The organism is Pseudomonas serboccidentalis (assembly GCF_028830055.1).
Lineage (GTDB): Bacteria > Pseudomonadota > Gammaproteobacteria > Pseudomonadales > Pseudomonadaceae > Aquipseudomonas > Aquipseudomonas serboccidentalis.
In genome coordinates this window covers 4,691,126-4,715,285 of record NZ_CP101655.1, presented here as the reverse complement: position 1 = coordinate 4,715,285, position 24,160 = coordinate 4,691,126, and the positions used below count along the sequence as shown (strand labels likewise).

General features: G+C 58.2%; 23 protein-coding genes and 1 pseudogene. 9 read left to right on the top strand and 15 right to left on the bottom strand.

Annotated elements, in window-relative coordinates:
* Window positions 1–33 precede the first annotated feature (33 nt).
* The gene (locus NN484_RS21485) at window positions 34–702 is read right to left on the bottom strand and encodes a GntR family transcriptional regulator (protein ID WP_127647437.1); all 669 of its coding nucleotides are present in this window, start codon (window positions 700–702) and stop codon (window positions 34–36) included.
* A gap of 420 nt (window positions 703–1,122) precedes the next feature.
* On the opposite strand from NN484_RS21485, the gene NN484_RS21480 reads away from it, so the two are divergent.
* Entirely contained in the window at window positions 1,123–3,750 is a 2,628-nt protein-coding gene (locus NN484_RS21480; protein ID WP_274657828.1) for a bifunctional diguanylate cyclase/phosphodiesterase, read from the top strand.
* Window positions 3,751–3,854: 104 nt separating this feature from the next.
* On the opposite strand, the gene NN484_RS21475 is transcribed toward NN484_RS21480, so the two are convergent.
* Window positions 3,855–3,989, bottom strand: a complete 135-nt coding sequence (locus NN484_RS21475; RefSeq protein ID WP_274657827.1) for a hypothetical protein — start codon at window positions 3,987–3,989, stop codon at window positions 3,855–3,857.
* Window positions 3,990–4,420: 431 nt separating this feature from the next.
* On the opposite strand from NN484_RS21475, the gene NN484_RS21470 reads away from it, so the two are divergent.
* The 3 genes from NN484_RS21470 (at window position 4,421) to NN484_RS21460 (ending at window position 6,470) form a co-directional block, all read left to right on the top strand.
* Complete coding sequence (locus NN484_RS21470; protein WP_274657826.1) at window positions 4,421–4,951, top strand: PAAR domain-containing protein; 531 nt, start codon at window positions 4,421–4,423, stop codon at window positions 4,949–4,951.
* A gap of 68 nt (window positions 4,952–5,019) precedes the next feature.
* Entirely contained in the window at window positions 5,020–5,841 is an 822-nt protein-coding gene (locus NN484_RS21465) for a glycine zipper family protein (RefSeq protein WP_274657825.1), read from the top strand.
* Between the two features lie 8 nt (window positions 5,842–5,849).
* Window positions 5,850–6,470, top strand: a complete 621-nt coding sequence (locus NN484_RS21460; RefSeq protein ID WP_274657824.1) for a hypothetical protein — start codon at window positions 5,850–5,852, stop codon at window positions 6,468–6,470.
* A 167-nt stretch (window positions 6,471–6,637) separates the two neighbouring features.
* Here NN484_RS21460 and NN484_RS21455 read toward each other — a convergent pair.
* A pseudogene (locus tag NN484_RS21455) lies at window positions 6,638–6,916 on the bottom strand (multidrug ABC transporter ATP-binding protein); the annotation flags it as partial.
* Window positions 6,917–6,996: 80 nt separating this feature from the next.
* Entirely contained in the window at window positions 6,997–7,644 is a 648-nt protein-coding gene (locus tag NN484_RS21450) for a hydrolase (protein ID WP_274657823.1), read from the bottom strand.
* Between the two features lie 178 nt (window positions 7,645–7,822).
* Between NN484_RS21450 and NN484_RS21445 the strand changes: the two genes are divergently transcribed.
* Window positions 7,823–8,746, top strand: a complete 924-nt coding sequence (locus NN484_RS21445) for a LysR family transcriptional regulator (protein ID WP_127647445.1) — start codon at window positions 7,823–7,825, stop codon at window positions 8,744–8,746.
* Window positions 8,747–8,929: 183 nt separating this feature from the next.
* Here NN484_RS21445 and NN484_RS21440 read toward each other — a convergent pair whose 3' ends face one another.
* The 5 genes from NN484_RS21440 to NN484_RS21420 form a co-directional block, all read right to left on the bottom strand.
* A complete protein-coding gene (locus NN484_RS21440) occupies window positions 8,930–9,838 on the bottom strand; it encodes a LysR family transcriptional regulator (protein WP_127647447.1) in 909 nt (302 codons plus the stop codon).
* A gap of 6 nt (window positions 9,839–9,844) precedes the next feature.
* The gene (locus tag NN484_RS21435; protein ID WP_274657822.1) at window positions 9,845–10,135 is read right to left on the bottom strand and encodes a hypothetical protein; all 291 of its coding nucleotides are present in this window, start codon (window positions 10,133–10,135) and stop codon (window positions 9,845–9,847) included.
* Between the two features lie 75 nt (window positions 10,136–10,210).
* Window positions 10,211–10,984: an SDR family oxidoreductase gene (locus NN484_RS21430; protein WP_127647451.1), complete on the bottom strand. Its 774-nt coding sequence runs from the start codon at window positions 10,982–10,984 to the stop codon at window positions 10,211–10,213.
* An 859-nt stretch (window positions 10,985–11,843) separates the two neighbouring features.
* Window positions 11,844–13,013, bottom strand: a complete 1,170-nt coding sequence (locus NN484_RS21425) for a nucleotidyltransferase domain-containing protein (RefSeq protein WP_274657820.1) — start codon at window positions 13,011–13,013, stop codon at window positions 11,844–11,846.
* Window positions 13,014–13,060: 47 nt separating this feature from the next.
* Window positions 13,061–14,647, bottom strand: coding sequence for an SAVED domain-containing protein (locus NN484_RS21420; protein WP_274657819.1), 1,587 nt, complete (start codon window positions 14,645–14,647; stop codon window positions 13,061–13,063).
* A 679-nt stretch (window positions 14,648–15,326) separates the two neighbouring features.
* Here NN484_RS21420 and NN484_RS21415 point away from each other — a divergent pair.
* On the top strand, window positions 15,327–15,767 hold the full coding sequence (locus tag NN484_RS21415) for a GNAT family N-acetyltransferase (RefSeq protein WP_274659324.1): 441 nt from the start codon (window positions 15,327–15,329) through the stop codon (window positions 15,765–15,767).
* 99 nt (window positions 15,768–15,866) lie between these two features.
* Here the strand turns inward: NN484_RS21415 and NN484_RS21410 are convergent, their stop codons facing one another.
* Window positions 15,867–16,310 (bottom strand): GNAT family acetyltransferase, encoded by a 444-nt coding sequence (locus tag NN484_RS21410; protein ID WP_274657818.1) that lies wholly within the window; start codon window positions 16,308–16,310, stop codon window positions 15,867–15,869.
* Window positions 16,311–16,499: 189 nt separating this feature from the next.
* Here NN484_RS21410 and NN484_RS21405 point away from each other — a divergent pair, with 189 nt between their 5' ends.
* Complete coding sequence (locus NN484_RS21405) at window positions 16,500–17,336, top strand: PhzF family phenazine biosynthesis protein (RefSeq protein WP_274657817.1); 837 nt, start codon at window positions 16,500–16,502, stop codon at window positions 17,334–17,336.
* Between the two features lie 70 nt (window positions 17,337–17,406).
* Here the strand turns inward: NN484_RS21405 and NN484_RS21400 are convergent, their stop codons facing one another.
* The 5 genes from NN484_RS21400 to NN484_RS21380 all read right to left on the bottom strand — a co-directional run bounded on the left by NN484_RS21400 (window position 17,407) and on the right by NN484_RS21380 (window position 22,842).
* The gene (locus NN484_RS21400) at window positions 17,407–18,753 is read right to left on the bottom strand and encodes a glutamine synthetase family protein (RefSeq protein WP_274657816.1); all 1,347 of its coding nucleotides are present in this window, start codon (window positions 18,751–18,753) and stop codon (window positions 17,407–17,409) included.
* Window positions 18,754–18,776: 23 nt separating this feature from the next.
* Window positions 18,777–19,334 (bottom strand): helix-turn-helix domain-containing protein, encoded by a 558-nt coding sequence (locus NN484_RS21395; RefSeq protein WP_274657815.1) that lies wholly within the window; start codon window positions 19,332–19,334, stop codon window positions 18,777–18,779.
* Between the two features lie 25 nt (window positions 19,335–19,359).
* A complete protein-coding gene (locus NN484_RS21390) occupies window positions 19,360–20,649 on the bottom strand; it encodes an NAD(P)/FAD-dependent oxidoreductase (protein ID WP_274657814.1) in 1,290 nt (429 codons plus the stop codon).
* A gap of 157 nt (window positions 20,650–20,806) precedes the next feature.
* Window positions 20,807–22,135, bottom strand: coding sequence for an ATP-binding protein (locus NN484_RS21385; protein ID WP_274657813.1), 1,329 nt, complete (start codon window positions 22,133–22,135; stop codon window positions 20,807–20,809).
* Window positions 22,132–22,842 (bottom strand): response regulator, encoded by a 711-nt coding sequence (locus NN484_RS21380; RefSeq protein WP_274657812.1) that lies wholly within the window; start codon window positions 22,840–22,842, stop codon window positions 22,132–22,134. Before NN484_RS21380 ends, NN484_RS21385 begins: the two co-directional genes overlap by 4 nt.
* 165 nt (window positions 22,843–23,007) lie before the next feature.
* Here NN484_RS21380 and NN484_RS21375 point away from each other — a divergent pair, with 165 nt between their 5' ends.
* Both NN484_RS21375 and NN484_RS21370 read left to right on the top strand, forming a co-directional pair.
* Window positions 23,008–23,331 (top strand): hypothetical protein, encoded by a 324-nt coding sequence (locus NN484_RS21375; protein ID WP_127647467.1) that lies wholly within the window; start codon window positions 23,008–23,010, stop codon window positions 23,329–23,331.
* A 38-nt stretch (window positions 23,332–23,369) separates the two neighbouring features.
* Window positions 23,370–24,038 carry a DUF3313 domain-containing protein gene (locus NN484_RS21370; RefSeq protein ID WP_274657811.1) on the top strand — a complete coding sequence of 223 codons (669 nt, stop codon included), beginning with the start codon at window positions 23,370–23,372 and terminating at the stop codon, window positions 24,036–24,038.
* Window positions 24,039–24,160: the final 122 nt, after the last annotated feature.

Sequence of the window (24,160 nt, the reverse complement as noted above, 5' to 3'; positions counted from 1 at the left end):
AAAACATCGGCGGACTCGTGTTCCGCTCTGTGGTTATTTTTCCGATTGCAAAAAACTGATCAGCTCGGGCACCGTGCCTTCGATGTGTTCGCGCACCACGGCCTCGGCCTTGCTGGCGTCGCCGGCACGAATCGCGTCGAGGATCATCTGGTGTTCCTGGCGGGCGCTCAGGGGCTTTTCAATGTGCTGCAACCACAGGCGCATCGGCGCTTCGATCAGCGAATAAAGCGCGCTGATCTGCTTCACCAATCGTGGCCGGCCGCTGAGGCTGCACAGGTATTCATGGAACTTGCGGTGACGGCTGACCCACGCCGCACTCTCGTCGCGGTAGTCATCCATTTCATCGAGCAGTCGCTCCAGCGCCGTCAACTGACGCTCGCTGATTTTCGGCACCGCGATGCGCATCGCCAGGCCTTCCAGCGCGCTGCGCATCTCGAACACTTCGTGCATTTGCTCGACATCCAGACCGCTGACCACCGCGCCACGGTTGGGTCTGAGAGTCACCAGCCCCTGCGCATCGAGACGGCGAAAGGCTTCGCGCACGGGCATGCGGCTCATGCCGATTTCGCTGGCAATGTCCTCGGCGATCAGCCGGTCGCCCTTGCGATAACGGCCACCGCAGATGCCCTCCAGCAGAAAGTTGTAGGCCTCTTCCTCGGCAGTCATCGGTTGACGTTGGTCGTAGGCGGGAGCGAATTGCATGGCGGCACCTTTTGTCTTTTTGTATCCAATTATCCACAGATACAAAAAAGCATGATGCGTGCCAGATTCCGCCGCCTCGTGCCAAGCGCTTGATTTGAATCACTTAAGGAAAGAGCTCCCGGCATACAGCGATCAGCCTCTGCAGCCCGAAACTTGAGATGTGCTACCCGATGGCTCATTGCGAGCCCCGCAAAGGTGCAGAACGGTAGCTCAGTAACACTTGGGTCAACGACACCCCATTGCCCCCCCCCACGCGCTGGATCAATTACTCAGGGCGCAATAGCGTTGCACCAAAGGCAAAATCCCCAAGCATTCACTACGCTTGGGAAATCCGCCTCTGCGCAATCACAAAAAACACATTGAACATTGCGCACCGGCCGCTGTTCCAGATGATTCAGATAAAGAATCAAGGACGAGCCTATGGATGTCTTCGCTCCCGCCGCGCCTGTTCCACCTCAGCAAAGTGCAATCACTCGTCGGCTGGCGTTTGCGGTCGGCACGCTTTTTATTGTCGGGGTGATTGCCGCCGTCGGCACTCTGCTTGGCATCGCTGCCCGGCTGGATCGCGAGGATATCGACGAAACCCTGTTCTACACAGCTCGCGCCCTGGAAAACCGTATTGCTGCGTCCAAAAGCTACATCACCAGCTACGCCGACTGGACGACGGCCTACGAACACCTGAGCACCCAAGTCGATACCGACTGGGCCTACACCCAGCAGAATGTCGGCAAGACCCTGTTTACCAGTGACGGCTATGACGGCGTGTTCGTGCTTGATCGCCAACGTACGAAATATGCAGTGCTGCAGGGCCAACTGGAGGACGTCGACATTTCGCGCCTGCTCAAGGTGCCTGCGGCGTCGCTGGTGGACCAGGTGCAAAGTCAGCCTGATCTGACCGTGCCAATCAGCACCTATTCGCTGTTCGACGGCTGGCCGGCACTGGTCACGGCAGCAGTGATCCTGCCCAACGATGAGCGCCCGTTGGGCGACCCGAAGCAGACCTCGGTCCTGGTGTTCGTTGACAAGCTGACGCCGACCAAACTGCGGGCCATCGGCGTCGCCTATGGCTTGCAGAACCTGAATCTGACCCCGGACGAGCTGCTCGCCAAGGAACGGCCGCGAGTGCCGCTGGACAATACCGGTTACAGCCTGACGGCAGATCTGGAACGCCCCGGCCAGCACCTGTTGTGGTCATTGTTGCCGACCCTCGGCGCGGTACTGGCGGTCCTGATGCTGTTGACCGCCTATTTCTTGCGCCACGCGTTGCGATCTTCCCGATACGTCGACCAGAGTTTCAGCACGCTGCAGGCCTCGAACCAGGCGCTGGAGGCGGCCAACCATGCCCTGGAAGCCAGCGAAGAACGCTTTCGCGCGGTGGCCGAAGCGGCGTCGGACTGGATCTGGGAAGTCGACAACCAACTGCGCCTGACCTACCTCTCGGCGCGTTTCAGTGAAGTGACCGGTTACCCGCAAACCCAGTGGCTCGGGCAAGGCATCGGGCAACTGGTGGCGTGCGCTACCACGCCGCTGGAGCTGTGGCTGAAAAAACTCAGCGAAGACAGCAATGCCAGCGACCTGCGCTGCACCTACCGCGATCACGCCGGGCAGCAACGTCATTGCCGGTTGTCGGCGCGGCCGATCATCGACAAGCACGCCGTGGGCGGCTATCGCGGTACCGCCAGTGACATCACCGACGAAGTCGCGGCCCATGCGCAGATCCAGCACCTGTCGATGCACGACGCCCTCACCGGCCTGCCCAATCGCAACCAGTTGGCGCGCTATCTGGACGATGCGCTGCTGCTCAAGGAACACGCGCCACCCTTGTCGCTGCTGGTGATCGACCTGGACAACTTCAAGCCGATCAACGACTCCCTCGGGCATCCGGCCGGCGATGCGGTGTTGCAGGAGGTCGCCAGTCGCCTGCGCGAATGCACCCGCGAACACGACATCGTCGCGCGCCTGGGTGGCGATGAATTCGTCGTGGTGCTCAATGGCATGGACAGCCGCCACGAGGTCGACCGGTTCTGCACGCGGCTGGTCGAGAGCCTGCACCAACCGCTAGCCTTCGAGCACCATCCGCTGCACGTGGGCGCGAGCATCGGCATCGCCCTGAGCCGGCGTCAGGGCTTCGTCCCCAGCGAGTTGATCCGCTGCGCCGACATCGCGCTGTATCAGGCCAAGTCCGAGGGCAAAAACACCTGGTGCTATTTCGAAGCGCACATGAGCGACCAGATCCAGACACGCCGGCAGATGGAAAGCGACTTGCGCGGCGCGCTGAAGAACGACGAATTCGTCCTGCACTACCAGCCGCGCTACAAGGTCGACGGCAAGCACATCGTCTCAGTCGAGGCGTTGGTGCGCTGGCAGCATCCGACCAAGGGCCTGCTCGGGCCGGACCTGTTCATCGGCCTGGCAGAACAGACCGACCTGATTGTGCCGCTGGGGCGCTGGGTGCTGCGCGAAGCCTGTGAAACCGCACTGACCTGGCCGTCGGACATCCTGCTGTCGGTCAACCTGTCCCCGGCGCAGTTCGCCCTCAGCGATGTCGTCGAAGACGTGCGCGAAGCGCTGGTGCAGACGCGTTTCCCGGCCAGTCGCCTGGAGCTGGAAATCACCGAAAACGTGATGCTCGTCGACACCGACGGCGCACTGGCCACGATGAATGCGCTCAAGGAACTGGGCGTGCGCCTGAACATGGACGACTTCGGCACCGGCTACTCGTCCCTCGGCTACCTGCGCGCGTACCCGTTCGACGGGATCAAGATCGACAAGCGTTTCATCGCCTCGATCAGTCACGGCGCCAACGATCGCGCCGTGGTGCAGGCGATCATCGGCCTGGGCAAAGCCATGGGCCTGACCGTCACCGCAGAAGGTGTGGAAACCGAGGAGCAACTGGACATTCTCGGCAAGGATCAATGCAACGAGGTTCAGGGGTACTTCATGAGTCGGCCGATCGACAAGAGCGCTTTCGCGCAGTTGCTGAAAGACTCGCGGGGCGGCCCTTTGGAACACACAATCAATGCCTCGACGCATGCTCAGCGGCTGTAGAAAAAGCAGACGTCAGGACATCTCGTCCCTGGGCTCTCTTGGCCGGACATCGGTGAAAACGTTTCCAGCATCGCGCACCAACTGTCGCCATTCGGCGCTGGTGATCAAGTGCCGGGCTTCCAATTGTCCGCAGCCTTGAGCAGCTCGTTGTATTGGTCCTGCGGAGCCATCCAGCCTTGCGATTGCGTTGCCAGTTTGCGCCAGGCTGCGACGGCGTCTTTCTTTTGTTGACCGAACATGGACTTCTCTCATCACAGGATGACCCGTAGAGAGCGACTGCCCGGTTGACGTTCCGCGCAGGCGACCAAAGGAACATGCCGGGAAGACGGCACCCAATCCTGCCCGCAGTTGCGGCTGATGTTGATCGGCGCCTCAAGTCTGAAAAAGTTGCAAGAGAACCTTGGCGCACTCGAAGTCATGCCGTACCTGGACTCATCATTGCTGGCCAGAATCGATCAAGTGATTGAAAGCACGTCACCGATAATGATGTGAGTGGCTGGGTTCACGACAGACTGCTTTTGACCACCAGCAGCCATTGAAACAAGGCGAGCCCCAAGCAAATGTCCCATTTTCAACGCGCCATCCGAACGCTCCAGATGGTGTACGTATGGTTGGCGACCTTTCTTTTATGCCAAAATTCATCTGTTGCTAATTTACAAGGATGTTAAAGATGTCAGGCAAACCCGCCGCTCGCGTGACCGATTCCACTTCTTGCCCCCTACCTGGGCATGGCGTCAATCCAATAGCCTCCGGGTCTCCAGACGTTTTCTTCGATGGGTTAGCTGCTGCACGGCAAACTGACAAGAGCGCATGTGGCAGCCCTATCGTCGGAGATGTAGCTTCGACGGTTCTGATCAATGGATTGCCTGCAGCAACCGTAGGCAGCACTGGCGCCCATGGTAATAACGTCATTACTGGTTCCAGTACCGTAATAATTGGCAACTCACATACCCCAGCGCATATCACACCTCCATCCGCAATGCCACTGTGGGCTCTAGTCTTCGATGAACAGTTTCGGATCGTTGGTGCTGATGGTCAGCCACTAGCTAACGTTCCCTACCACATCAAAGATGAGTCTGGGATGGTCTATACCGGGTTTTCAGATGAGTCAGGGCGTACGCCAAGAATTGCTACGAGCAAGCAAGAAACTCTGGAAATTACTACAGGAGTTGCGGCATTAGAGAAGTGGGGTGATGCGTGACAGAGTTTTCTTGCAAAGTGCCCACGAACAAGGACGTCGGGTCGGTAAGCAACGTACCTGGATATGCCATGCCGGCAAATATCCATCTTTTCGTCGCAGTGGACGAAATAGGGAAAGATGGATTCTTAGTTAGAAAGATCTACTCATCTCCCGACAATCCGCATTTGGTTGCAAAAAACTTACCTGAGTTCCAGATGAAGCATGAAGTCTGGCCTGAAAAATACGGTATGCGCCCCGTCGCTCCAAACTCTAACGCCACTGTGGCAGAACATGTATTCAGTAGCAGAAAATACCCATCAAGCTATCTATCTACAAGTTCCGAGTTTCCTGGCGGATCTCCTAGGTTCGATGGGAAAGTTATCTATATCGATATTGAAAAAGCAAAGGCGGCCGGAGCAAAACTAGTTACAACGGAAGAGATACTCAAGTCTTTAGAGGACTATAAAAAAATAGCGCCGAAAAACGTAGCGAGGATCGATCAGATTGCAAGTTGGGTCAAGGATATCGATAAAGAAGTATTGGTAAAAGCAGAGAAGATTCCAGCCAACGCGATTTTCACACCAAGATCTTACCAAGTTACCAATACTCTTATGAAGGGGGCAAGAGTCGTAAGAGTTTTTGCCATCGGATTTACCGCCTACGACTTAAAATTAGCCGCAGAAGAATCAATAAAGCAAAATAGCGTTAAACCGATATCTATTGAGGTTGTGAAACAAGCCGGAGGCTGGGGTAGCGCCATGGTCGGTGCAAGGATAGGTTTCGTTGCAGGTGCGGCGGTTGGTATAGAGACAGGGCCTGGTGCATTTGTAAGTGGTGCAATTGGTGGAATAATATTCGGCACTGCAGGTTACTTGGGCGCCACTTGGCTCACTGACTACTTACAAGAGTGAGAATGTATATGAGTTTTTTTGGTCGCATGAAGGGCTTTTTCAAAACCGCCCCTGAAGAGCAAATTGTTGGATACTCAATACTGGAGTTAAAGTCTATATTTTTAGACGCGATCACTGATGCTGTAGGGCAGCGTCCAAGTTACCCTATTTTTTCAGTATTGACTCCTGTAGGCGTACAAGCTTATTACTCAAGTTTCCTCATAGACAAAGCTGAGACAGTCGTTCTAGAAAAGCTCATTGGCGAACGGTTCTCACCTGTCAATGAAAAGGCTTTTAATGGATTGACTGTAACCCGCTTTCAGCACAGATCCAGAAGTGAATACCTTATATTTTCTATTTCGTATAAAGAGTTTAATAGCGCAACGATCCGACTGATCACAAACAGTTCTGAGCTATTAAGCCTGCTAGGTGATACAAAAATCACGGTTCCTCCTCCGTGGGTGGTCTTCGAAGGCTTCGAGGCGTCTTGGTGGGGAGGAGACATGCAGGGTGCTCAAGGTTTTTACAATGATCATTATTTTTTTCCATTTTTCTCGGCGCTCAGCCCAGCAGAAAGAAGCGATTATTACGCAAAATACTCCGCATCTGAGGACTGGATCAGGAGCCTAGAGCTGACTCTGGATCTCTGATAACGATGGCTGTGGCTCAGCTCCGATCAAAAACAGAGCACTATTCGATGGCGGCTTTCGGCCAAAAGCAGATGTTTGGAGTAGGGAGAATGAATCCATAGTATTTCTTCCCGTCTAGGTAACTTTCCAACTTGGTTTACAGAGTTCCGAAGAGTTGGTCCTTTTAACTCATCGGCCAGCGCGCTGGCCGCGGCACTGCGGCGTTGCGCGTCGGTTGCATCGGGCTGGCCGCAGGCGATGTTGTCGCGAATGGAACGATGCAGCAGCGAGGCATTCTGCGTGCCCCTCCAGATGGCACTGCGTAGTCTGACTTGCATCACTTTCGTGATGTTTTGGCCGTCGATGCGAATCTCGCCGCTGTCGACGTCATAGATGCGCAGCAGCCAGTTAATGAGATTCTGCCAATTAATGGTCGCTAGAAAAGCTTTTCGACGCCCGAGCGTGCCAAAGTGTCCGGCTAATTCACTGCAAAAAATAAAGGCAGCACCCGCTTTCGCGAGTGCTGCCTTCATTAACTGCCCGCTAATCAGGCCTTGTTGTCCGCCTCATCCAGCGCCTTTTCAGCGTTGAACCCGTCGAAGTTCTCGAACACGCCCATAAAGCCCGGCACGGTCACTTCTCGTGCCCAGTCCCGCTGCAGTTCGCAGTACATCTGCACCCGGCTGATGAGCTTCGCGCCCGCCTGTTCCATTCTGCGCAACGCCGCCTCGTGTGCGGCGAGCGATGTGCCGCCAACCGCATCGACCGGCACATAAACTTCATAGCCTTCCTGGATCGCGTCGAGCACCGGGAATGTCAGGCAGGCTTCGGTCCAGAGCGCAGTCATGATGAGCTTCTTGCGCCCGAGCGCCTTGACTGCCTTCTTGAATTCCGTGTCCTCCCAACTGTTGATCGAGGTGCGGTCATAGGTCGGCAGATGACCGAGCACCTCTTGCAGCTCTTGAATCGGCGGCTTGTTGCGGCCGGTCGCGACATTGACGGTCGAGTGGATAATCGGAAGGTTGTAGTTGACCGCTGCCCTGGCGACGCTGGTGATGTTGAAGACGAGTTCATCACGCGGCATCGAGCGGATCGAAGAAACCTGAACAGGCTGATAATCGATGATGATCAACGCCGAATTTTCCGGCGTCAGTAGCTGATCGGTAGCGGGGTTGCGGAGAGTCTCGCTTGCCATTGGCAAATCCTTTTAATGGGTGATGCACGTTTGTGAACAGGCCGGAGCCTGTGCGACTGATGGACTCCAGGACATGTGCGAATGATGCCGTTCCTGGAAAATCCATTGTGCTGTTCCCATCTTCGATGCAGTAGTAGCATTGCGCGACGTGCTGTGTTGCGAAAAGGGGAACGCAAGAATGGATATCGAAGAACTACAGACCTTCGTGGAAGTGGCTGATGCCGGGGGCATTTCGCAGGCTGCACTGCGTCTTGGCGTATCGAAGTCGATCGTCAGTCGCCGCCTGGCTCGGCTTGAAACCGAACTGGGCGTGCAACTGCTGGCACGCTCCACTCGCGGGGCGGCACTGACTGAGGCCGGCGCGACGTTCCGGGACTACGCCGCCAGAGTCTGCACCGAGATCGACATCGCCAAGGAAACCATCCTGCCCGCCGGCGCCCTTCGCGGCCGCTTGCGCGTGGCCGTCCCGCTGTCGTTCGGCCCGACTCACTTCGCCCCGATGCTGGCGCAAATGGCACGTCGTCATCCGGAGCTGCACATCCAGACCTGCTACAGCGATCGCTTCGTTGACCTCATTGCCGAGGGATACGATTGCGCCATCCGGGTGGGCTATCTGCAGGACTCCAATCTGATCGCAAGGCGGATTGGCCCGGTGTACGGCAAGCTCGTCGCGAGCCCCGACTACATCAAGGCGCACGGCGCACCCGAGACACCGGATGAACTGATCGCCCATCAGGCGCTCATGCAGGGCACCGAAACCTGGCAATTCATGGACGGCGACAAGATCATCACGGTTCGTCCGCAAGGACGCTTCAAGGCCGACAACGGCATCGCCCTCGTCGCCGCTGCGACCGCAGGCCTCGGCGTCGCCTACCTGCCCGACTGCCTCACCCATGAACACGTGGCATCCGGCGCACTGGTGCCGATCATGACAAACCATCCACCTCCCCCGGCCGGTGCCTACATCATCCGCCCGCCTGGTCCGCATCCAGCCCGAAAAATACGTGTGCTCACTGAACTGCTGATCGAGTTCTTCGGCGAAACTCCGCACCTGGCGGTGCAGCCGCCGTCACATCAGGATGATGCGCTGGCGTGTAGCTGAGCAAAGCGGGCGCGACAGACATGGCCCTTTACCTGCCACAGTCGTGAGATCAGACGCAACGGTGGCCAAGGATGCTACCGGGCTAATCAAGGTGATCAGGCTGCCTGGGATCGCTCATTACTCAAAGATAAGCCGAGGCGTTCTGAATGCAGCGTCCAGGCTTTACCGTCAATCGAAATGGCCTTACCTACTCTGCAGATACGGCGCCATCAAGCCGGCAAACCACTCGATAAACGCACCGAGGCGCCGAGAGCGTTGGCGCCGATCCGGGTACAGTACAGACACGGTCATCGACGGCGGCCGGTAAGCGGCCAGCACTTCCACCAGCTCGCCGCTATCCAGTAAATGCTGCACATCGAACAACGGCACCTGAATCAGACCGAGCCCTGTGCAGCACGCGGCGATATAGCTTTCCGCATTATTGACCACCAGGCGACTGGGCAGTGGCAACGACTGCCGGACACCGTCGAGACAATACTCCCACTGAGCCTCCTGCCCGCCCGATCCCGCCGCATAGCCGACGCATACGTGCCGCTCCTGCAACTCGGCAAGCTCGGTGGGCACGCCAAACTCGGCCAGGTAGGCGGGGCTGGCGCAGTTGATCAGCAACACCTGCCCCAACGGTTTCACTACCAGGCTGCTGTTCTGCGGCGTGCCGAAACGAATCACACAATCGACGCCCTCTTGCACCAGGTCTATCGACCGGTCGGTGGAACCCAGGCCCAGTTGCAGGCGCGGGTAACGCTGAAAAAATTCGGGCAGCGCGGGAATGAGCAGGCGCCGGGCGATACGGCTGGGCACATCGATTTCCAGGCGTCCCATCACCTGCTCTTGATGGGTGTGGAACAGTTGGTCGATCTCATCGATCTCGACCAACACTTGGCGCGCGCGCTGCAGTAACTGGCTGCCGTCGGTGGTCAACGACACCTTGCGCGTGGTGCGGTGCAACAAGCGCGTTCCGGCATTGGCTTCCAATTGTTGAATGGCCGCCGATACCGTGGCGCGCGGCAGTTTCAGCAGTCGTGCGGCCTGGATGAAACTGCCGAGCTCAGCCACCTGAACGAAAACGCGGTACTGCTCGATGCGGTCCATGGGCTATCAGTGCTCGACGACGGCGTTAGCCTGTTTCGCTCGAAACCGGCGCAGCACCCGCCATTCCACGAAACTGACGATTAACAACACCACGGTGGTCAACGTGCCCACCATCAGCAAGTCGGTCAAAAACGCAATCGGCGCCAGCGCCAGCAATAGCACGATGCCGGCCAGGTGCGATTTGGCGACCACCGGATACACCTCGCGTTTGTACAACAGCTCTTCGAACGTCACCCGCGCAGGGTGACCATCACGGTGGCGAAGTAACGGGTGATGTGCAGACTGATCGGCGCTCATAGCAACCCCATGGCCTGGTTTGTCGGGAAAAGTGTCAACGCGACATTACGGGGTTGCAATGGTTTTTTTCGCCCGTTACTTGGTGGTGTAACCGCCGTTGATCAAAATCGTCTGGCCCGTCACCCACCAGCCATCACTCACCAGGTTGCGAATAAACGGCACCACATCCTCGATATCAGTCAGGCCCGTGCGCGAGAACGGCGAAAGCGCCGCTGCGGTCTTATGATAGTTCACCGCATCCTGACCTTCGGCCGGATAGAAAAACGGCGTATCCATCGGGCCAGGGCCCACTGCCGTCACTGAAATACCACGCGCGCCGAGTTCTTTCGCAGCCGCCCGGGTGAACTGCTCCACCGGCGCTTTGCTGCCGGCATACGCCGCGTAGAACGGCGTGAACGCGCCGAGCAGCGAGGTGACGATGGTGCAGATCTTGCCGTTGTCGTTGAGGTGCTTGCCGGCTTCCTTGAGAAAGAAAAACGCGGCTTTGGAGTTAACCGCCATCATCTCGTCATACTCAGCTTCGGTGATCTCGGCCATAGGCTTTTTCAACACCTTGCCCACGGTGTTGATCGCAATATCCGGGCGCCCGACGGCGGCCACGGCATCGCTGAACAGCTTTTCCACGGCACCGGCAGTGGTCAGGTCTGCCTGCAACGCCACCGCCTTGGCTCCCAGTGCCTCGAGAGCCGCCACGGTGGCGTTGGCATCGCCCTGGCTGGAGGCGCTGTTGTAATGCACCACCACAGCCTTAGCACCTTGCTGGGCGAGATCGCGGGCGAGCAAGCCGCCGAGATTTTTCACACCGCCGGCGATCAGTACAACTTTGCCGTTGATTGAATGTTTGGACATGACAACGCTCCTTGGGCTGGAAAAGGTACGGCCCAGTCTAGAGCTGTCGCGGGCAAAGATAAGCACACCGATGCTGGATGCACTGTTCAGTGTTTTCAGCCAATCAGCGTAAAGTTACTTTCCCGACTCTAAAGGTCCACTGTTGGCCGAAAACGGACGTCACAAACGGCGCATAGCCGAGCCAACGCCCCAGAACTGAGTCAGGTCTCAATCTGCCCCTGAAGTTCTTTATAGGCTCGTTTGATATCCCAGCGAGACAAAGTTGCCCTCGCTTGATGGGAAGTTGCATGGAGCCTACAGCCTGCGAATCGACGGCCACATCCACATGGGCACGGGAGTTTATTAGCCCTTCTGCGCTTCATTGAAAGCAGCTCAAGCAAGCCCCTGAGGACGCTCGCATCCTCGACCCTGAATATCATCCTGTAGTCGTCAATCAGGCCTTGGGAACCATGTGCAAGCTCTCCGAAAGGAAATTGGGCAATGCCTCTCTCCTTTAATGACTGCGCATACAGAAATGGCACCAAGCACAGCTCGACAAACCGTGTAAGCGACGGCGTGGCGCCCAATTGCAGCCGTTGACTCAGCGGTGAACCTAGGCACAGTGAGCCATTCCCGTTTACGTGATTGTCTACGGAAGAGGGAATTCGCCCCTCGGTCTCGTAGACGACAGGAAGCGCCTTGTCCAACTGATCAACGATGTCGATCCGGATTCGGTACTCGTCAGCTACATCGGGAAGCCCCTCAGCTGACGCAGAAAATGGAAATCGGCCGACAAGTGAAATTGTTCCGTCCACCGTCGGCCGAAACCTCATACGCGGGTAGTCGGCCAAGAATGATTCGATCATCGAATCATGCTTAATCAACCGTTGCTCCCCCAAGGGCGAGGCGGCTGGGAAACTACGATGGCTGGGGCGGCGACCTGAGCGGGTGCTGAAGCAATGCCCAAAGCGGCAGCCGAGGTCGGGGTTTCGAAGCAGTCCTCGATGTGTTCCACCAGACGATGTCCATCCAGATCCCTGATTTTCCTGAAATCTTCAAGAGCTTGGCGAACCCAGAGGTGGAAGTGCTCCTTCAATCGATCTTTTTGCCCCTCAGGCATCTTCCAGCGATCGGCGAAGTTTTCTTTAGGGTTGACCGGGTTCGGCACAGTGTCGGAATTACTGGCCACGAAAGCGCTCAGGCCGGCGAGACACGACGCCACCGCATCCTTCAACGAGCCGCCTGGTCGATAGGCTTGCGCCGCCAGCGTGGTGATGATGATCGAGATTGGTTTTGAGTCGGGATTGTCACGGTACATCACATCACGATGACGTTTGAGCAATTGAATGGCCCGCTGAAGATTCGTCTTTCGTTGATAAAACGGTACCTCATCGACTTGCGCTTCGAGAGCGATCAGTCCTTTCTCATACACTGGCTCCGATTTGGATTCGAACCATTTGCAATAGCCGTCCGGATTGCTGACCATCCAGCCAGCGTTGACGTCCTCATAATCTGGAAGCCGCCTGTCAGTGATGTAGACAGCGAGATTCGAAACGTCCCGAGCCAACACTTGCTTGACACCATAGCTCTCCATGGTGATAGCCAGCTCTTGGCGCCTGCCCTCCTCGACGGGAACTCCTGGGACAACGTCCATGTGGAAGCTGACGCCATCCTGGTAGTAGAGACGCCAGCAGCGATTCTTCTCCTCCAGAGCTTCCTGAATTCGCTTGGCTTCGCGGTACCCCTCCAACTCCATTCCCACCAGCTTCTTTAGATCCGACTGGCTGTGAGTCTGCGGATAAACACCTTCCCTCAGTTTGCATGAGAGGTCCAAGTCGTAACTCTCTCCTGCAAGCAGTGGACGGATGGCCGTCCCCAAAGCGAACGACCCTTGAACAAAGATGTGGGGATCGTTTTCGGCAACGGTTGATTCGGGTCGGCTGAACCACTCGCCCAGTGATTTGTATCGCTGCACCGCTTTCTCATAAGCACTAGGTGGAAGCTCTAAAGCCTCTACTGCGACAAGCAAGCTGCGTTCTTCGATGTCCATGTGGAAACTCCTCATGAATTGAGATGTTGAATAGATGATGCATGTACTCAGCAGGCATCCAACTGCAGCACGCTGCCGGGTGCATGCGGCGGCACGCTAATCGCGTGCCTGTTCAATGTGAAGGCATGGAAAGGCAAGCCCAGAGGGGCCATCTGATACATGTGGATTGGCGGATGCAAACGCGACTGGAGTTTCATTCCGAGAGCAAAAATTGCTGCAGCCGGAGCGATGGTACAAATTGAAATTTCTGTGGCGTGGAGCACATCAACCGCATAAGCCCATGCCTCCTGGCAGGTATTTCTGAATCTCTCCATCGCCCCTTTGGGTGCCACGACATCAACACCATAGGTACTTGGAAAAATCCGAATACGGGGCATGCTAAGCATTTCCGCCGCTAGCGCTTCATCGGTTATTTCTGAGGTGATCTCCAAAGTGATCAAGACATGCGAGCCAACTTCCGCATCTGGGGTCTTAGCCCACTCGAATTTCACAGGAGGTTCGGAGTCTTCAGGACGCACCCAGGTTCCCGGGTTACGCCGAAAGCTAAACAGCTCTACCCGTCTCGCTTCTCCGACCAGCCACCCGCCCAGCAGCATTGCCGGCATGTTGCCCAGCGGGAAGATTGCGAGCTCTTGGGCTTGAGCGCCGAACGCACCATCGCCCCTGATTGCGGTATGGATGTGGAGAATTTGCGCCCGGAAAACTCGCAAGAAGTTAGCCCAATATCCGGGATCGTTTACATCGTTTCCACCTTGGACATCGCGCAAAAAATATTCGGCCACACGCTCGCTCACAGGTGTCAGGTGCGCGGCCAATAAGGCCTTTCGGGCATCATGTTGTGAGAATGTTGTTGTGCGCCCGGCGATGTCACCAATGAATGCCAAGGCATGCACAATCGGGTAAGACAATGTCGCAGCTTGGTTGGTACGCCAGTTGACCCTCGTGGCGATCATTGCCTTAAGTCGTTCCTGGCTAAAGCTATCCGGATCAACTTTGTCGATCAGCCGGTGATGGATGTCACAACACAGCATGATGTTCGAAGGTGACTGCGCCAGCTCTGCTGACAGGTGATCATCACCGCGCGGACCTTTTGGCTTGGCTGCAACGATGTGAGCAAGGTAACCGTAGTACCCATAATTGCCCAAGTTGTCTCTGAACAGCTCCGCAGGGCAGCCCTCGAACTCACAGATCCCGGCTGACCTTGCGTAAACCCAATTGATGACTTCACTCGGCAGATTGGGGCGCTTCATGTCTTCGAGCAGAGAATCGCGCTGTTTCAGAAATACTTGAATGGCTCTCTTGGTTACCTTAGCGGGTACAAGAGCTAGCAATTGAGCCGCGAACGACTCAGTGTTAACAGATACATGCGGGACGTCGTGCACCACTGCGTATTCAAGCTTGGGGACGATTTGCTTGTCGCTTGCCCATTGCAATACTAGGTCTCTGGATAAGACTCCAATATCCCCAGTAATGGCTTCTAGCGGATCAGCACTGGTTGTGTCGAACCGAAAAAAAGCAAATCTCCAGCCATCGGTTTCCGTCGCTAGAACCACGCGGTTGGTCGAGGCGTGCTGCCATGCCTCAAGCGCGGCACGCAGCTGTTGGTCATACAGAGCATCGAGAGGTACTGACACACGCCACCCCACTACTGGCCAATAGTCATGGACCTAACCAAAATCTTCTACTGAAAGGCGTAGGGACAGAGCTCAGCTAGATTTCTGCAGAATATGCCTTTTCGGAGAAAAAACACAACATATGCCAATAATAATTTTAGTAAGCACCACATATGGCTATTTCTTGCCAAAAAACGAGCAATCCCAGTGCATTCAATCCACAGTGCCACCACTGTATATACAACCACAGCCAAAAGGTAGGGTTATTGGATCCATAGTACTAAGCGTTTGAGCACTTCTGATGGGGATACCAGATGCTGTGCCCTTTTCAGGAACGCAGCGGCGATTAGTGAGTGAGCTGATGGACGCCAGGCGAGCCGAGAAGGCCGCTAGGCCTCTGGTGACTTAGGACGCATGAAGACTGCCCGCGCGGCTGTACAGGTTGCCAAAGTGGTCCTCGGGGAGCATGGGCAGATTTGGTGGGATCACGGAGCGCCGGAACTGAATAGGCACGTGGTTGGGAACACGCCGTACTCGGTCTGGTATCAACAGCTGCAGACTACCGCAAAGGGATGTCTGCTTTCGGCCAGACGCTGACGTTTGTGACCTTCGGCAAGAGGTTATAGCAGCCAGCCAAAGGCGCTAGAAACGGCACTCGACTTGCATGTCACTCTGTTTCAACGCGACACAAGGGAATGAAATGAGGAAGGAGTGGCGTACAACCGGCAGCATTCACGAGAAGGATCTGCTTGCCGTATCTGATGGCGTCATACAACACGGGCAGAACTTGTCGCGCGGACATGGCGGAAATGCTCATCCCATAGCCTGCACGCTGATGGATAATGAGGTCTTAGTTGGCGGTGTCACGGGTCGAACTGAGTTTGGCCGTCTTTTTATCAGTTACCTATGGGTAGATGCTCCATGGCGTGGGAAAGGTATCGGAACCGAGCTATTGCACAGGCTTGAGGCACTTGCTCTGGAGCATGGTTGTCATGATGCGCTCATTGAGACCCTCGATGACAGCGTGGCGCACTGGTACAAGCGGTGCGGCTACCGACTTGTCGCACACCTTCCTCAGTACTGCGGACCTTGGAATCGCCACACACTTTTGAAAGACTTGAAACCGGACGGCGATGACTGACTAAGGGCTTTCAAGCTGTATGAGCCGTCTGCAAGCCTGCTTTTGGCCGGCTGCTGCCCTTCGTGATAGTCAGCAACCAGCCAGCGGACGCTCTGTAAACTACCGCCCTAGTGTTGCGATATTCGAATCTACCTTTTTCCCCATGCTGATGCGCGGTTCGGTCGAATAGCCAAGAGATTCGTAGAAGGTTTTGACGCTTTCATTGGTGCTGATGATTTGCAGATTGATTTTCATGCAGCCGCGCAAGGTCAAGGCGCGCTCAGCATGATTAACCAGTTGTGCACCCAAACCCTTTCTGCGATGTACAGGGTGCACAGCAACTGAATATAACCAGCCACGATGACCGTCATATCCCGCGAGAACGGTGCCGACTACGTCATTTCCGGACAGCGCGACAAAGAAGAGGCCGTCCTTGACGGCCAGTTTCTTATCGATAGCAAGGCTCGGCGTGTTGTGCGCGGTTTCGTAACCGAAAACGGTTTCCCATAGCGCCATGACAGGAATTCGATGGTGTTCGTTTGAGTAATCGGCAATAACATCCATGGAGCAGCCTCTTGGTTAAAGGGCGACGCTAACGCCCTGTGAAGGTCCTTGTCCACTGGCTGCTCTTGGTCGAAAACTACCCGTCGTGGACAGCACCAGAATCCAGGCATTCGTTAATCATTACCGTGCAGCGACTAGCCTTGGCTCACCGGGTTCAGCTGTGCCGCCCCTACCTGCGAAGGACATTCAATGCCGCTCTCCCTGCCGTTCGAACAAGTCGATGTATTCGCCGATCACCACTACGAAGGTAATGCGCTGGCAGTCGTGGTGGATGCCGATGAGCTGACAACCGAGCAGATGCAGGCGTTTGCCCGGTGGACGCAACTCAGCGAGACCACTTTTCTGTTGCGCCCCGAAGCGCCGGGAGCGCATTACCGCGTACGCATCTTTACGCCGTTGCGCGAGTTGCCGTTTGCTGGCCACCCGACTCTGGGAAGCTGCAAGGTATGGCTGGCCCGGAACGAAACCCCTGAGCAAGTCGAGATTATTCAGGAATGCCCGGCGGGCTTGATTCGGGTCCGCAGGCAAGGCACGCACCTGGCGTTCTCCGCTCCGCCACTGGTGCGCAGCGGACCGCTGGATGCAACGACGTTAAACCTGATCGAACAAGGGCTCGGTCTCGCCGCCGGGCAGATCCGGGCCAGCCAATGGGTAGACAACGGCCCTGGCTGGGCAGGTGTGCTGCTGACAAATCGCGAAGAAGTGCTGGCGATCAAGCCCGATTACGCCGCGCTGCAGGGGCTGAATGTCGGCGTCATCGCTCCGTGGGTGGGTGGTGCGTCTGAAACGGACATGGAAGTCAGGGCCTTCATGGGCGAGGAATGCACCGAGGACGCCGTCACGGGAAGCCTCAATGCAAGCCTGGCTCAGTGGCTGATCGGCTCGGGCATGCTGACCGACCGCTACACCGTGAGCCAGGGCACCGCGATGGGGCGCCGCGGCCGATTGCACATCGAAAGCGTTGACGGCTCCGTCTGGGTTGGCGGAGCAGTACAACACTGTATTTCGGGCCGGGCGGTCTTTTGATAAACCATGGCATTCACCGGCGCCGAATTCCATTCTGTCAGCGCCGCCCCTGCTCCTGCTGAATCAGTGATCACAAATACCAGCGATACTCCCGCGCACTGATCTCCTGCATGAACGCCAAGTGATCCTGACGCTTGTTCTCGCAATACACGTCGACGAACTCGGCGCCCAATCCTGCCCGCAGTTGCGGCTGGTGTTGCAGGGCGCGCACCGCGTCGAGGATTTCGGTAGGGAAAGCGATGCCGCTGTTGCGGTCGTCGTTGAGTGGCGGGATCGGTTCCTTGCCGGTTTCCAATCCGTGTTCCAGGCCCACCAGAATCGCCGCCAACACCAGATACGGGTTGGCGTCGGCGCCGGCCAGACGGTACTCGATGCGCAGGTTTTTCGCGTCCGACTCAGGAATGCGCAGGCACGCATCGCGGTCTTCGTAACCCCAGCTCGCCTGGGTCGCGGTGTTCACCGTGCCGCTCAAGCGGCGCATGGCGTTCTGGTTCGGCGCGAAGATCGGCATGCTGTGCGGCAGCAAGTCCAGGCACCCGGCCACCGCGTGGCGCAGCGGCTGTTGGTGATTGGCAGCCAGCAGGTTATTGCCCGCTGCGTCATACAGGCTGACGTGCACGTGCATGCCACTGCCCGGATGCTGCACGTACGGCTTGGCCATGAAACTGGCGCGGTAGCCGTGCTTGAGCGCCACGCCACGGGTGCTGCGACAGAACAGCGCCGCCCAGTCGGCGGCACGCAAACCGTCGTCCAAGTGGCCGAAATTGATCTCGAACTGACCCGGCCCCAGCTCGGCGGTGATCACCGTGGCGTCGATGCCCTGGCCCCGCGCGGCTTCGACCATGTCGTCCAGCACCGGGGCGAAACGCGACAGGCGCTCGATGTGCATGTTCGGCTGATCGTCGGCATCGTCGCTCAGTTCGTCACGGGGGAATTGCGGCAGGCCGTCGCGCAGCTTCTTGTCGAACAGGTAGAACTCCAGCTCGAACGCCACCACCGGATGAATGCCTTTGCGCGCCAGACGATCGAGCACCTGCGCGAGCACTTCGCGGGGTTCGAATTCGATGGGTTTTGCGGTGCCGTCGGAGGTGATCAGCATCTGCCCCAGCGGTTGCGCCTCCCAAGTCACTGGTTTGAGCGTGCCCGGGACGAGGCGCCGCACGGCGTCCGGGTCGCCGTCGTTGAAGCAGTAATCGCCGATCTTGAACAGACCGCCCTGCACGCCCAGCAGCACGCAATTTTGCGGCAGTTTCAGCGCACTGCCCGCGGCGACTTTTTCGAGCATGTCCACCGGGTAGCGCTTGCCGTAGAAGTGCCCCGGAATATCCAGAGAGATCAGGTCGACATAGCGTACCTCGGGGTAGCGTTGGCGAAACGCCCGCACTTCGGCGAGCAGGTCAGAGCAGACAGCGTCCATCGTCGGTGTTCCTTTTGTCGTTATCAGGTGTAGACCCAGAGCACGCGCGTGCGCTGCTGGGTGAGGTTGCCGTAGCGGCAACGGGTGTGACTGTCGAACTGAAAACTGTCGCCGGGGCGCAGCGTGACCGGGTCTTCGTCATCGCCCAGCCACAAGGTCAATTCGCCTTCGAGCACATAACCGCCCTGCTCCGAACTGTCGCTCATCTGCCGGTCGCCACTGCTCGCGCCCGGTTCCAGATGACTTTCGAGCATGGAAAACGAGGCACGCATCTGCGGCGACACCAGAATGTCGGTAATGCCGTTGGCGTAATACAGCGTGCGGCGCTCGTCCGGGCGGGTGACCCATGGCACTTGTTTGGGCTTGGGCAGGCTGTAGAAATAGGTGGTCGGCACGCCCAGGGTTTCGCTGATCGCGGTGAGGTCGGCCACGGTCGGACGTGACAGGCCGCGTTCGACCTGCGACAGAAAGCCCACCGAACGGCCGATTTTGTCGGCCAGTTCTTTGAGGGTGTATTTTTTGTGCATGCGCAGGTCGTGGATCAGGATCGCCAGCGCAGCGATTTCTTCTTGCTTGTTCATGGCCGGGGTTCCAGAAAATTCTTCATCAAATGCTGTCTCGCAGGCGATACCAGGCCTTGCCGATGGCTTCCAGCGGTGCAGCCAGGTATTTGCCGCCGGGGAAGCTGCCATTGCGCAAGCCTTGATACAAAGCCAATTCATCTGGGTTGCCGAGGATCGCACCGGACACGGCGCGGGCGGCCGCCAGTGTCGGCAGCACGCCGTGGCCCGAGTAACCCTGCAGCCAATATCGCTGGCCCTCGCGGCCAACGTCCGGGGTGCGCTTGATCGTCAGGTCGATGTGCCCGCCCCAGGCGAATGCCAGCTCGACGCCTTTCAGTTGTGGGAACACTCGTTCGAGGAACGGCCGGGTGGCCGCCGCGATGTCTTTGGGCATGCCACCGAGATAGGTGCAGCCGCCACCGAACAGCAAACGGTTGTCCGGCGTGCGGCGAAAGTAATCGAGGACGAACTGGTTGTCGGTCACGCAGACGTTGCTCGGCAGCAGTGCGGTGGCTTGCTCCGGCGCGAGCGGCGCGGTGGCCACCTGATAGGTGCCCACCGGCAGAATGCAGCTGGCGAGTGGCGGGTCGAGTTCATCGAGATAGGCGTTACAGGCCAGCACCAGCACATCGGCCTTCACCGAACCGCGCGCGGTGTTGACCCGAAACCCGCTGCCCTCCTCCAGATAACTCAACGCTTTGCTTTGTTCGTAGATGCGCCCGCCGACGCGCTCGATGGCAGCGGCCAGCCCGAGGGCCAGTTTCAGCGGATTGAGGTGCGCGCCCTCGGCGTCGTAGAGGCCGGCCTGATAGCGTTCGCTGGCGACCCATCGCGGCAAGTCTTCACGGGGAATGAACTGCAGGCCGTCGTGCCCCCACTTGTGGCTGGCCTCATGTTGCCATTCAGTCAGCAGGCTGACCCGACGCGGCATCACCGACGTCCACAAATGCCCCGGGCGATAATCGCAGTCGAAACCATGGCGCCCGGGTAATTCGCGCAATTCCCGAGCGGCCCAGCGCATGCCGTCCCAAAGTCGCCTGGCGCGCTCATGCCCCAGCGCGGCTTCCAGCGGCGGCATGTCGCACGACCAACCCAGAATCGCCTGCCCGCCATTTCGCCCCGACGCCGCCCACGCCACGCGACTGGCCTCCAGCAGCGTCACACGCTTGCCGGCCAGCGCCAGCCGCAATGCCGTGTGCAGCCCACTGAAACCGGCGCCGACGATCACGATGTCGGTGTCGTGATCGCCTTGCAACGTCGGCCGATCGCGCAGGAGATCGGCGCAGCTGTGGGCGTAGTAACTGTCGACATGGCGCTGGGATTGCTGAAACATTCGCGGTCTCATGAAATTTATTTCTTATAATTTCATGAAAATCTACAGAACATATTTCACGCAGGCAAGCCGCGAAGCACTTGGCAGCCATTATTCAACGCCCTGTAACCGTGAAATAACGAACGCGAGTGTTCTTCGCCGATCAGGGCTCGCGGCGCTACAGCGGCAACTCGACCCGCGCGATCAAACCGCCGCCACTGCGATTACTCAGGGTCAGCTCCCCGCCCTGCTCGCGGACAATCGCCCGCGCCGACGACAGCCCCAGCCCGACGCCACCGGTTTCACGGTTGCGCGAGGTTTCCAGGCGGAAGAACGGATCGAATACCCGCTGCAATGATGCTTCAGGGATCCCCGGCCCCTTGTCGGTGACATCGATACAAATGCTGTAACCGTCACTGCTCAGGGCAATTGCCGGGTGTTGCGCGTACTTCTCGGCGTTTTCCAGGAGGTTGACGATCACCCGTTTGATCCCCAGCGGGCGGCCCTCATAGACCAGATGCGCCGGGCCGCTGAAATCGATGGCGATGTTCTGGTCGCGGTAATCGTCGATGATCGTCTGCAGCAGCTCCGACAGGTCGAACGCGGTGGCTTGCTCCGGCTGGGTGTCTTCACGGAAGAACGCCAGCGCGGCGTTGATCATCGACTGCATCTCTTCGATGTCGCGGATCAGTTTGCCCTGATGATCAAAGTCCTCCATGAACTCGCTGCGCAGGCGCATCCGGGTCAGCGGTGCGCGCAAGTCGTGGGAGATCGACGCGAGCATGTGCGTGCGTTCGCTGATGTAGTGCTGAATCTGCGCCTGCATGGTGTTGAAGGCGATGATCGCCTGGCGGATCTCGTCCGGGCCTTGGATCTTGATCGGTGGCGCGCGCAGATCGCCGCCGAAGCGTCGGGCGGCGCTGGCGAAACGCTGCAGTGGTTTGGCCAGTTGCCGGGTGGCAAGCCAGGCCACCAGCACTGTGGCGATCAGGCCCAAGGCGATGATGATCGCGATGCGGGTGCGGGCCGGCAGGCCCCAGCTGCGCCCAGGCGGGGTGAACGTCAGCCAACTGCCATCGGTCAGTTGCACCAGAGCAACGTAGTGCCCGTCAGGGCTGCCGCTTGGCCAAAGTGCAGGGCTGAAGGCTTCTACAACGCGATCTTCACCGAGGAGCTCCTGCCAGATGGTGCCCCTCTCGGCTTTGACCGGATGGCCACCCGGCGGTAGTCCGAAATCATCGCGACGGGCTTTCCACAACACGCTCACCACCGGGTTGGTCGCTGCCTGCGCCAGTTGCGGGCGCAGTTCCACCGGTGCTGCCTCGATCACCCGGGTGGTCACGGCAATTTGATCCAGCAGGCCGGTGCGTTCGATGGGCGGTTGCGCCCAGATACCGGCGAGCTGCACGAACAAGGCATTGAGCGCCAGCGAAGCGAGCATGGCCGCGACAATGGTCAGGGCAATCCGCCGACTCAGCGGGTCGCGTTGCAGGAATCGGCGGATCATGAGCGAGTGACCTTGGCGGTGAACATATAGCCGCCGTTGCGCACCGTGCGGATCAGGTCCGGGCGTTTGCTGTCCGGTTCGATCTTGCGGCGCAGGCGGCTGACCTGCACGTCAATGCTGCGATCGAAGGCATCGTGACCCTGACCGCGAGACAGGTCGATCAGTTGCTCGCGGGTGAGGATGCGCTGCGGGTGGTCGAGAAACACCACCAACAGATCGAACTCGCCACCGGACAGTGGAATCATCACGTTTTCCGGGGAGCGCAACTCGCGGCAGGTGATGTCCAGATGCCAACCGGCAAAGCCGATCACCGGCCGCGACGGCTCGCTCACGGGGCTGACCTGCTCACCGGCGCGGCGTTGCACGGCGCGTAGGCGGGCCAGCAGTTCACGCGGGGCAAACGGTTTGGTGACGTAGTCATCGGCGCCGAGTTCGAGGCCGACGATCCGGTCGCTCAACTCGCCCATGGCGGTCAGCATGATGATCGGAATGCTCATCTGCGCGCGCACTTTCTGGCACAGGCTCAAGCCCCCTTCGCCGGGCAGCATCAGGTCGAGAATGATGGTGTCCGGGCGCTGCTGCGCAATCGCCGCCCACATCGCGGCGCCGTCGACGGCCACATCGACCTCGTAGGCGTGCTGGACGAAGAACTTCTTCAGCAAGGCGAGAATTTCCACGTCGTCGTCGACGATCAGCAGTCTGCTCACGTTCACAGGATCCTCAGGCCAAAAAAAGAACGCATCTAAAACTATTCCGGCGCCCGGGTCATTTATTTCAATCGAGCAACATTCCGTCACCCCGGACATCAAGCGGACATTGTCCGGCAAAAACCCTCTGCCACCCTGCACGCCTTCCAAAACAGGGGCATTTTCATGAAGGCTTTGCACAGCAGGTATACCGACGAGGGACACGACGCCCGCTATCCGTTGATTCTCAGCCAGCGCACCACCGCGCCTGAGCACGACACGCCACTGCTGTTCCAGGAGTTTTGCCTGGGGCTGGCGAACGACCAAAGCCAGATTGTCCTGCGCCGCTATTTCGAACAGTACGGGCCCTCCCGGTCGCAATGGGTGGAGTACGTCCATTCGATTCCGACCGCCGACCTCATCCACTGGATCATGACCCACGGCCAGTTGCACATCGAGTGCTCGGACAACACCCCACCGCTCGCCGCCTCAACCACCGCCCGCACTTGAACGACGCGGGTCAAAAGCGCAAAACAAGGATTCGCATGATGAGAAGCCATTGCTTGATGACACTGTTGTGTACAGCGTCCCTGAGCCTGTCGGCCTGCAGCAGCAAAACCGTCGAACCCGGCAAGTACACGGGATTCCTGCACGATTACAGCGTGCTGAGCGAGCATAAGTCGCCGTCGGGTCAGACGGTGCTGGGCTGGGTCAGTCCGGCGCTGGCCCGGGGTCGCTACACCCAGGCCTATCTGGCGCCCAGCCAGTTCTACCCCAGCACCGAGCCGACGCAGCGGATCCCGCTGAGCACGCTTTCCGGCGTCACCGAATACTACGACGCCGCCCTCAGGCTCGAACTGGGCAAGGTCATGCACCTGGTGTCAAAACCCGGTCCGAATACCCTGATCGTCAGACCGGCGATCACCCGCGTCGCCACCAGCACCCAGAGCTTGCGCTTCTATGAATGGCTGCCGGTGACGCTGGTTGCCGCCGGCGTGAGCACCGCCACCGGCATCCGTGACCAGGACAGTGAAATCGCCACCGAAGTCTCGTTCGAGGACGGCTCGACCGGCGAAGTGGTCGCCGAGGTCGTGCGCAAGGGCACCGGCGTGCCACTGGAAAACGACAAACAGGTACTGACCGCCGATGACGTCAAAGGCGTGCTGGACGGTTGGGCCAGCGATCTGGGCAAGTCGTACGCGGCGATTCGCAACTAGTCACGTGACAGGATCTACTGCTTTCTGCATTGGCCCGAAAACACGGCGCTGCGCTGGCCAGCAGTTAATCTGGTCCATGGTTAGCAAAAAAGCACCTCAGGTGCTTTTTTGCGGTGTTTGTG

Excerpts from the sequence above, each read along its gene's own strand:
- NN484_RS21415 (WP_274659324.1), top strand. The coding sequence starts at position 15,327 with ATGAGGAAGGAGTGGCGTACAACCGGCAGCATTCACGAGAAGGATCTG.
- NN484_RS21370 (WP_274657811.1), top strand. The coding sequence starts at position 23,370 with ATGAGAAGCCATTGCTTGATGACACTGTTGTGTACAGCGTCCCTGAGC.
- NN484_RS21440 (WP_127647447.1), bottom strand. The coding sequence starts at position 9,838 with ATGGACCGCATCGAGCAGTACCGCGTTTTCGTTCAGGTGGCTGAGCTC.
- NN484_RS21430 (WP_127647451.1), bottom strand. The coding sequence starts at position 10,984 with ATGTCCAAACATTCAATCAACGGCAAAGTTGTACTGATCGCCGGCGGT.
- NN484_RS21485 (WP_127647437.1), bottom strand. The coding sequence starts at position 702 with ATGCAATTCGCTCCCGCCTACGACCAACGTCAACCGATGACTGCCGAG.
- NN484_RS21410 (WP_274657818.1), bottom strand. The coding sequence starts at position 16,310 with ATGGATGTTATTGCCGATTACTCAAACGAACACCATCGAATTCCTGTC.
- NN484_RS21480 (WP_274657828.1), top strand. The coding sequence starts at position 1,123 with ATGGATGTCTTCGCTCCCGCCGCGCCTGTTCCACCTCAGCAAAGTGCA.
- NN484_RS21435 (WP_274657822.1), bottom strand. The coding sequence starts at position 10,135 with ATGAGCGCCGATCAGTCTGCACATCACCCGTTACTTCGCCACCGTGAT.
- NN484_RS21450 (WP_274657823.1), bottom strand. The coding sequence starts at position 7,644 with ATGGCAAGCGAGACTCTCCGCAACCCCGCTACCGATCAGCTACTGACG.
- NN484_RS21405 (WP_274657817.1), top strand. The coding sequence starts at position 16,500 with ATGCCGCTCTCCCTGCCGTTCGAACAAGTCGATGTATTCGCCGATCAC.
- NN484_RS21475 (WP_274657827.1), bottom strand. The coding sequence starts at position 3,989 with ATGTTCGGTCAACAAAAGAAAGACGCCGTCGCAGCCTGGCGCAAACTG.
- NN484_RS21445 (WP_127647445.1), top strand. The coding sequence starts at position 7,823 with ATGGATATCGAAGAACTACAGACCTTCGTGGAAGTGGCTGATGCCGGG.
- NN484_RS21470 (WP_274657826.1), top strand. The coding sequence starts at position 4,421 with ATGTCAGGCAAACCCGCCGCTCGCGTGACCGATTCCACTTCTTGCCCC.
- NN484_RS21400 (WP_274657816.1), bottom strand. The coding sequence starts at position 18,753 with ATGGACGCTGTCTGCTCTGACCTGCTCGCCGAAGTGCGGGCGTTTCGC.
- NN484_RS21425 (WP_274657820.1), bottom strand. The coding sequence starts at position 13,013 with ATGGACATCGAAGAACGCAGCTTGCTTGTCGCAGTAGAGGCTTTAGAG.
- NN484_RS21460 (WP_274657824.1), top strand. The coding sequence starts at position 5,850 with ATGAGTTTTTTTGGTCGCATGAAGGGCTTTTTCAAAACCGCCCCTGAA.
- NN484_RS21395 (WP_274657815.1), bottom strand. The coding sequence starts at position 19,334 with ATGAACAAGCAAGAAGAAATCGCTGCGCTGGCGATCCTGATCCACGAC.
- NN484_RS21375 (WP_127647467.1), top strand. The coding sequence starts at position 23,008 with ATGAAGGCTTTGCACAGCAGGTATACCGACGAGGGACACGACGCCCGC.
- NN484_RS21465 (WP_274657825.1), top strand. The coding sequence starts at position 5,020 with ATGCCGGCAAATATCCATCTTTTCGTCGCAGTGGACGAAATAGGGAAA.
- NN484_RS21385 (WP_274657813.1), bottom strand. The coding sequence starts at position 22,135 with ATGATCCGCCGATTCCTGCAACGCGACCCGCTGAGTCGGCGGATTGCC.
- NN484_RS21390 (WP_274657814.1), bottom strand. The coding sequence starts at position 20,649 with ATGTTTCAGCAATCCCAGCGCCATGTCGACAGTTACTACGCCCACAGC.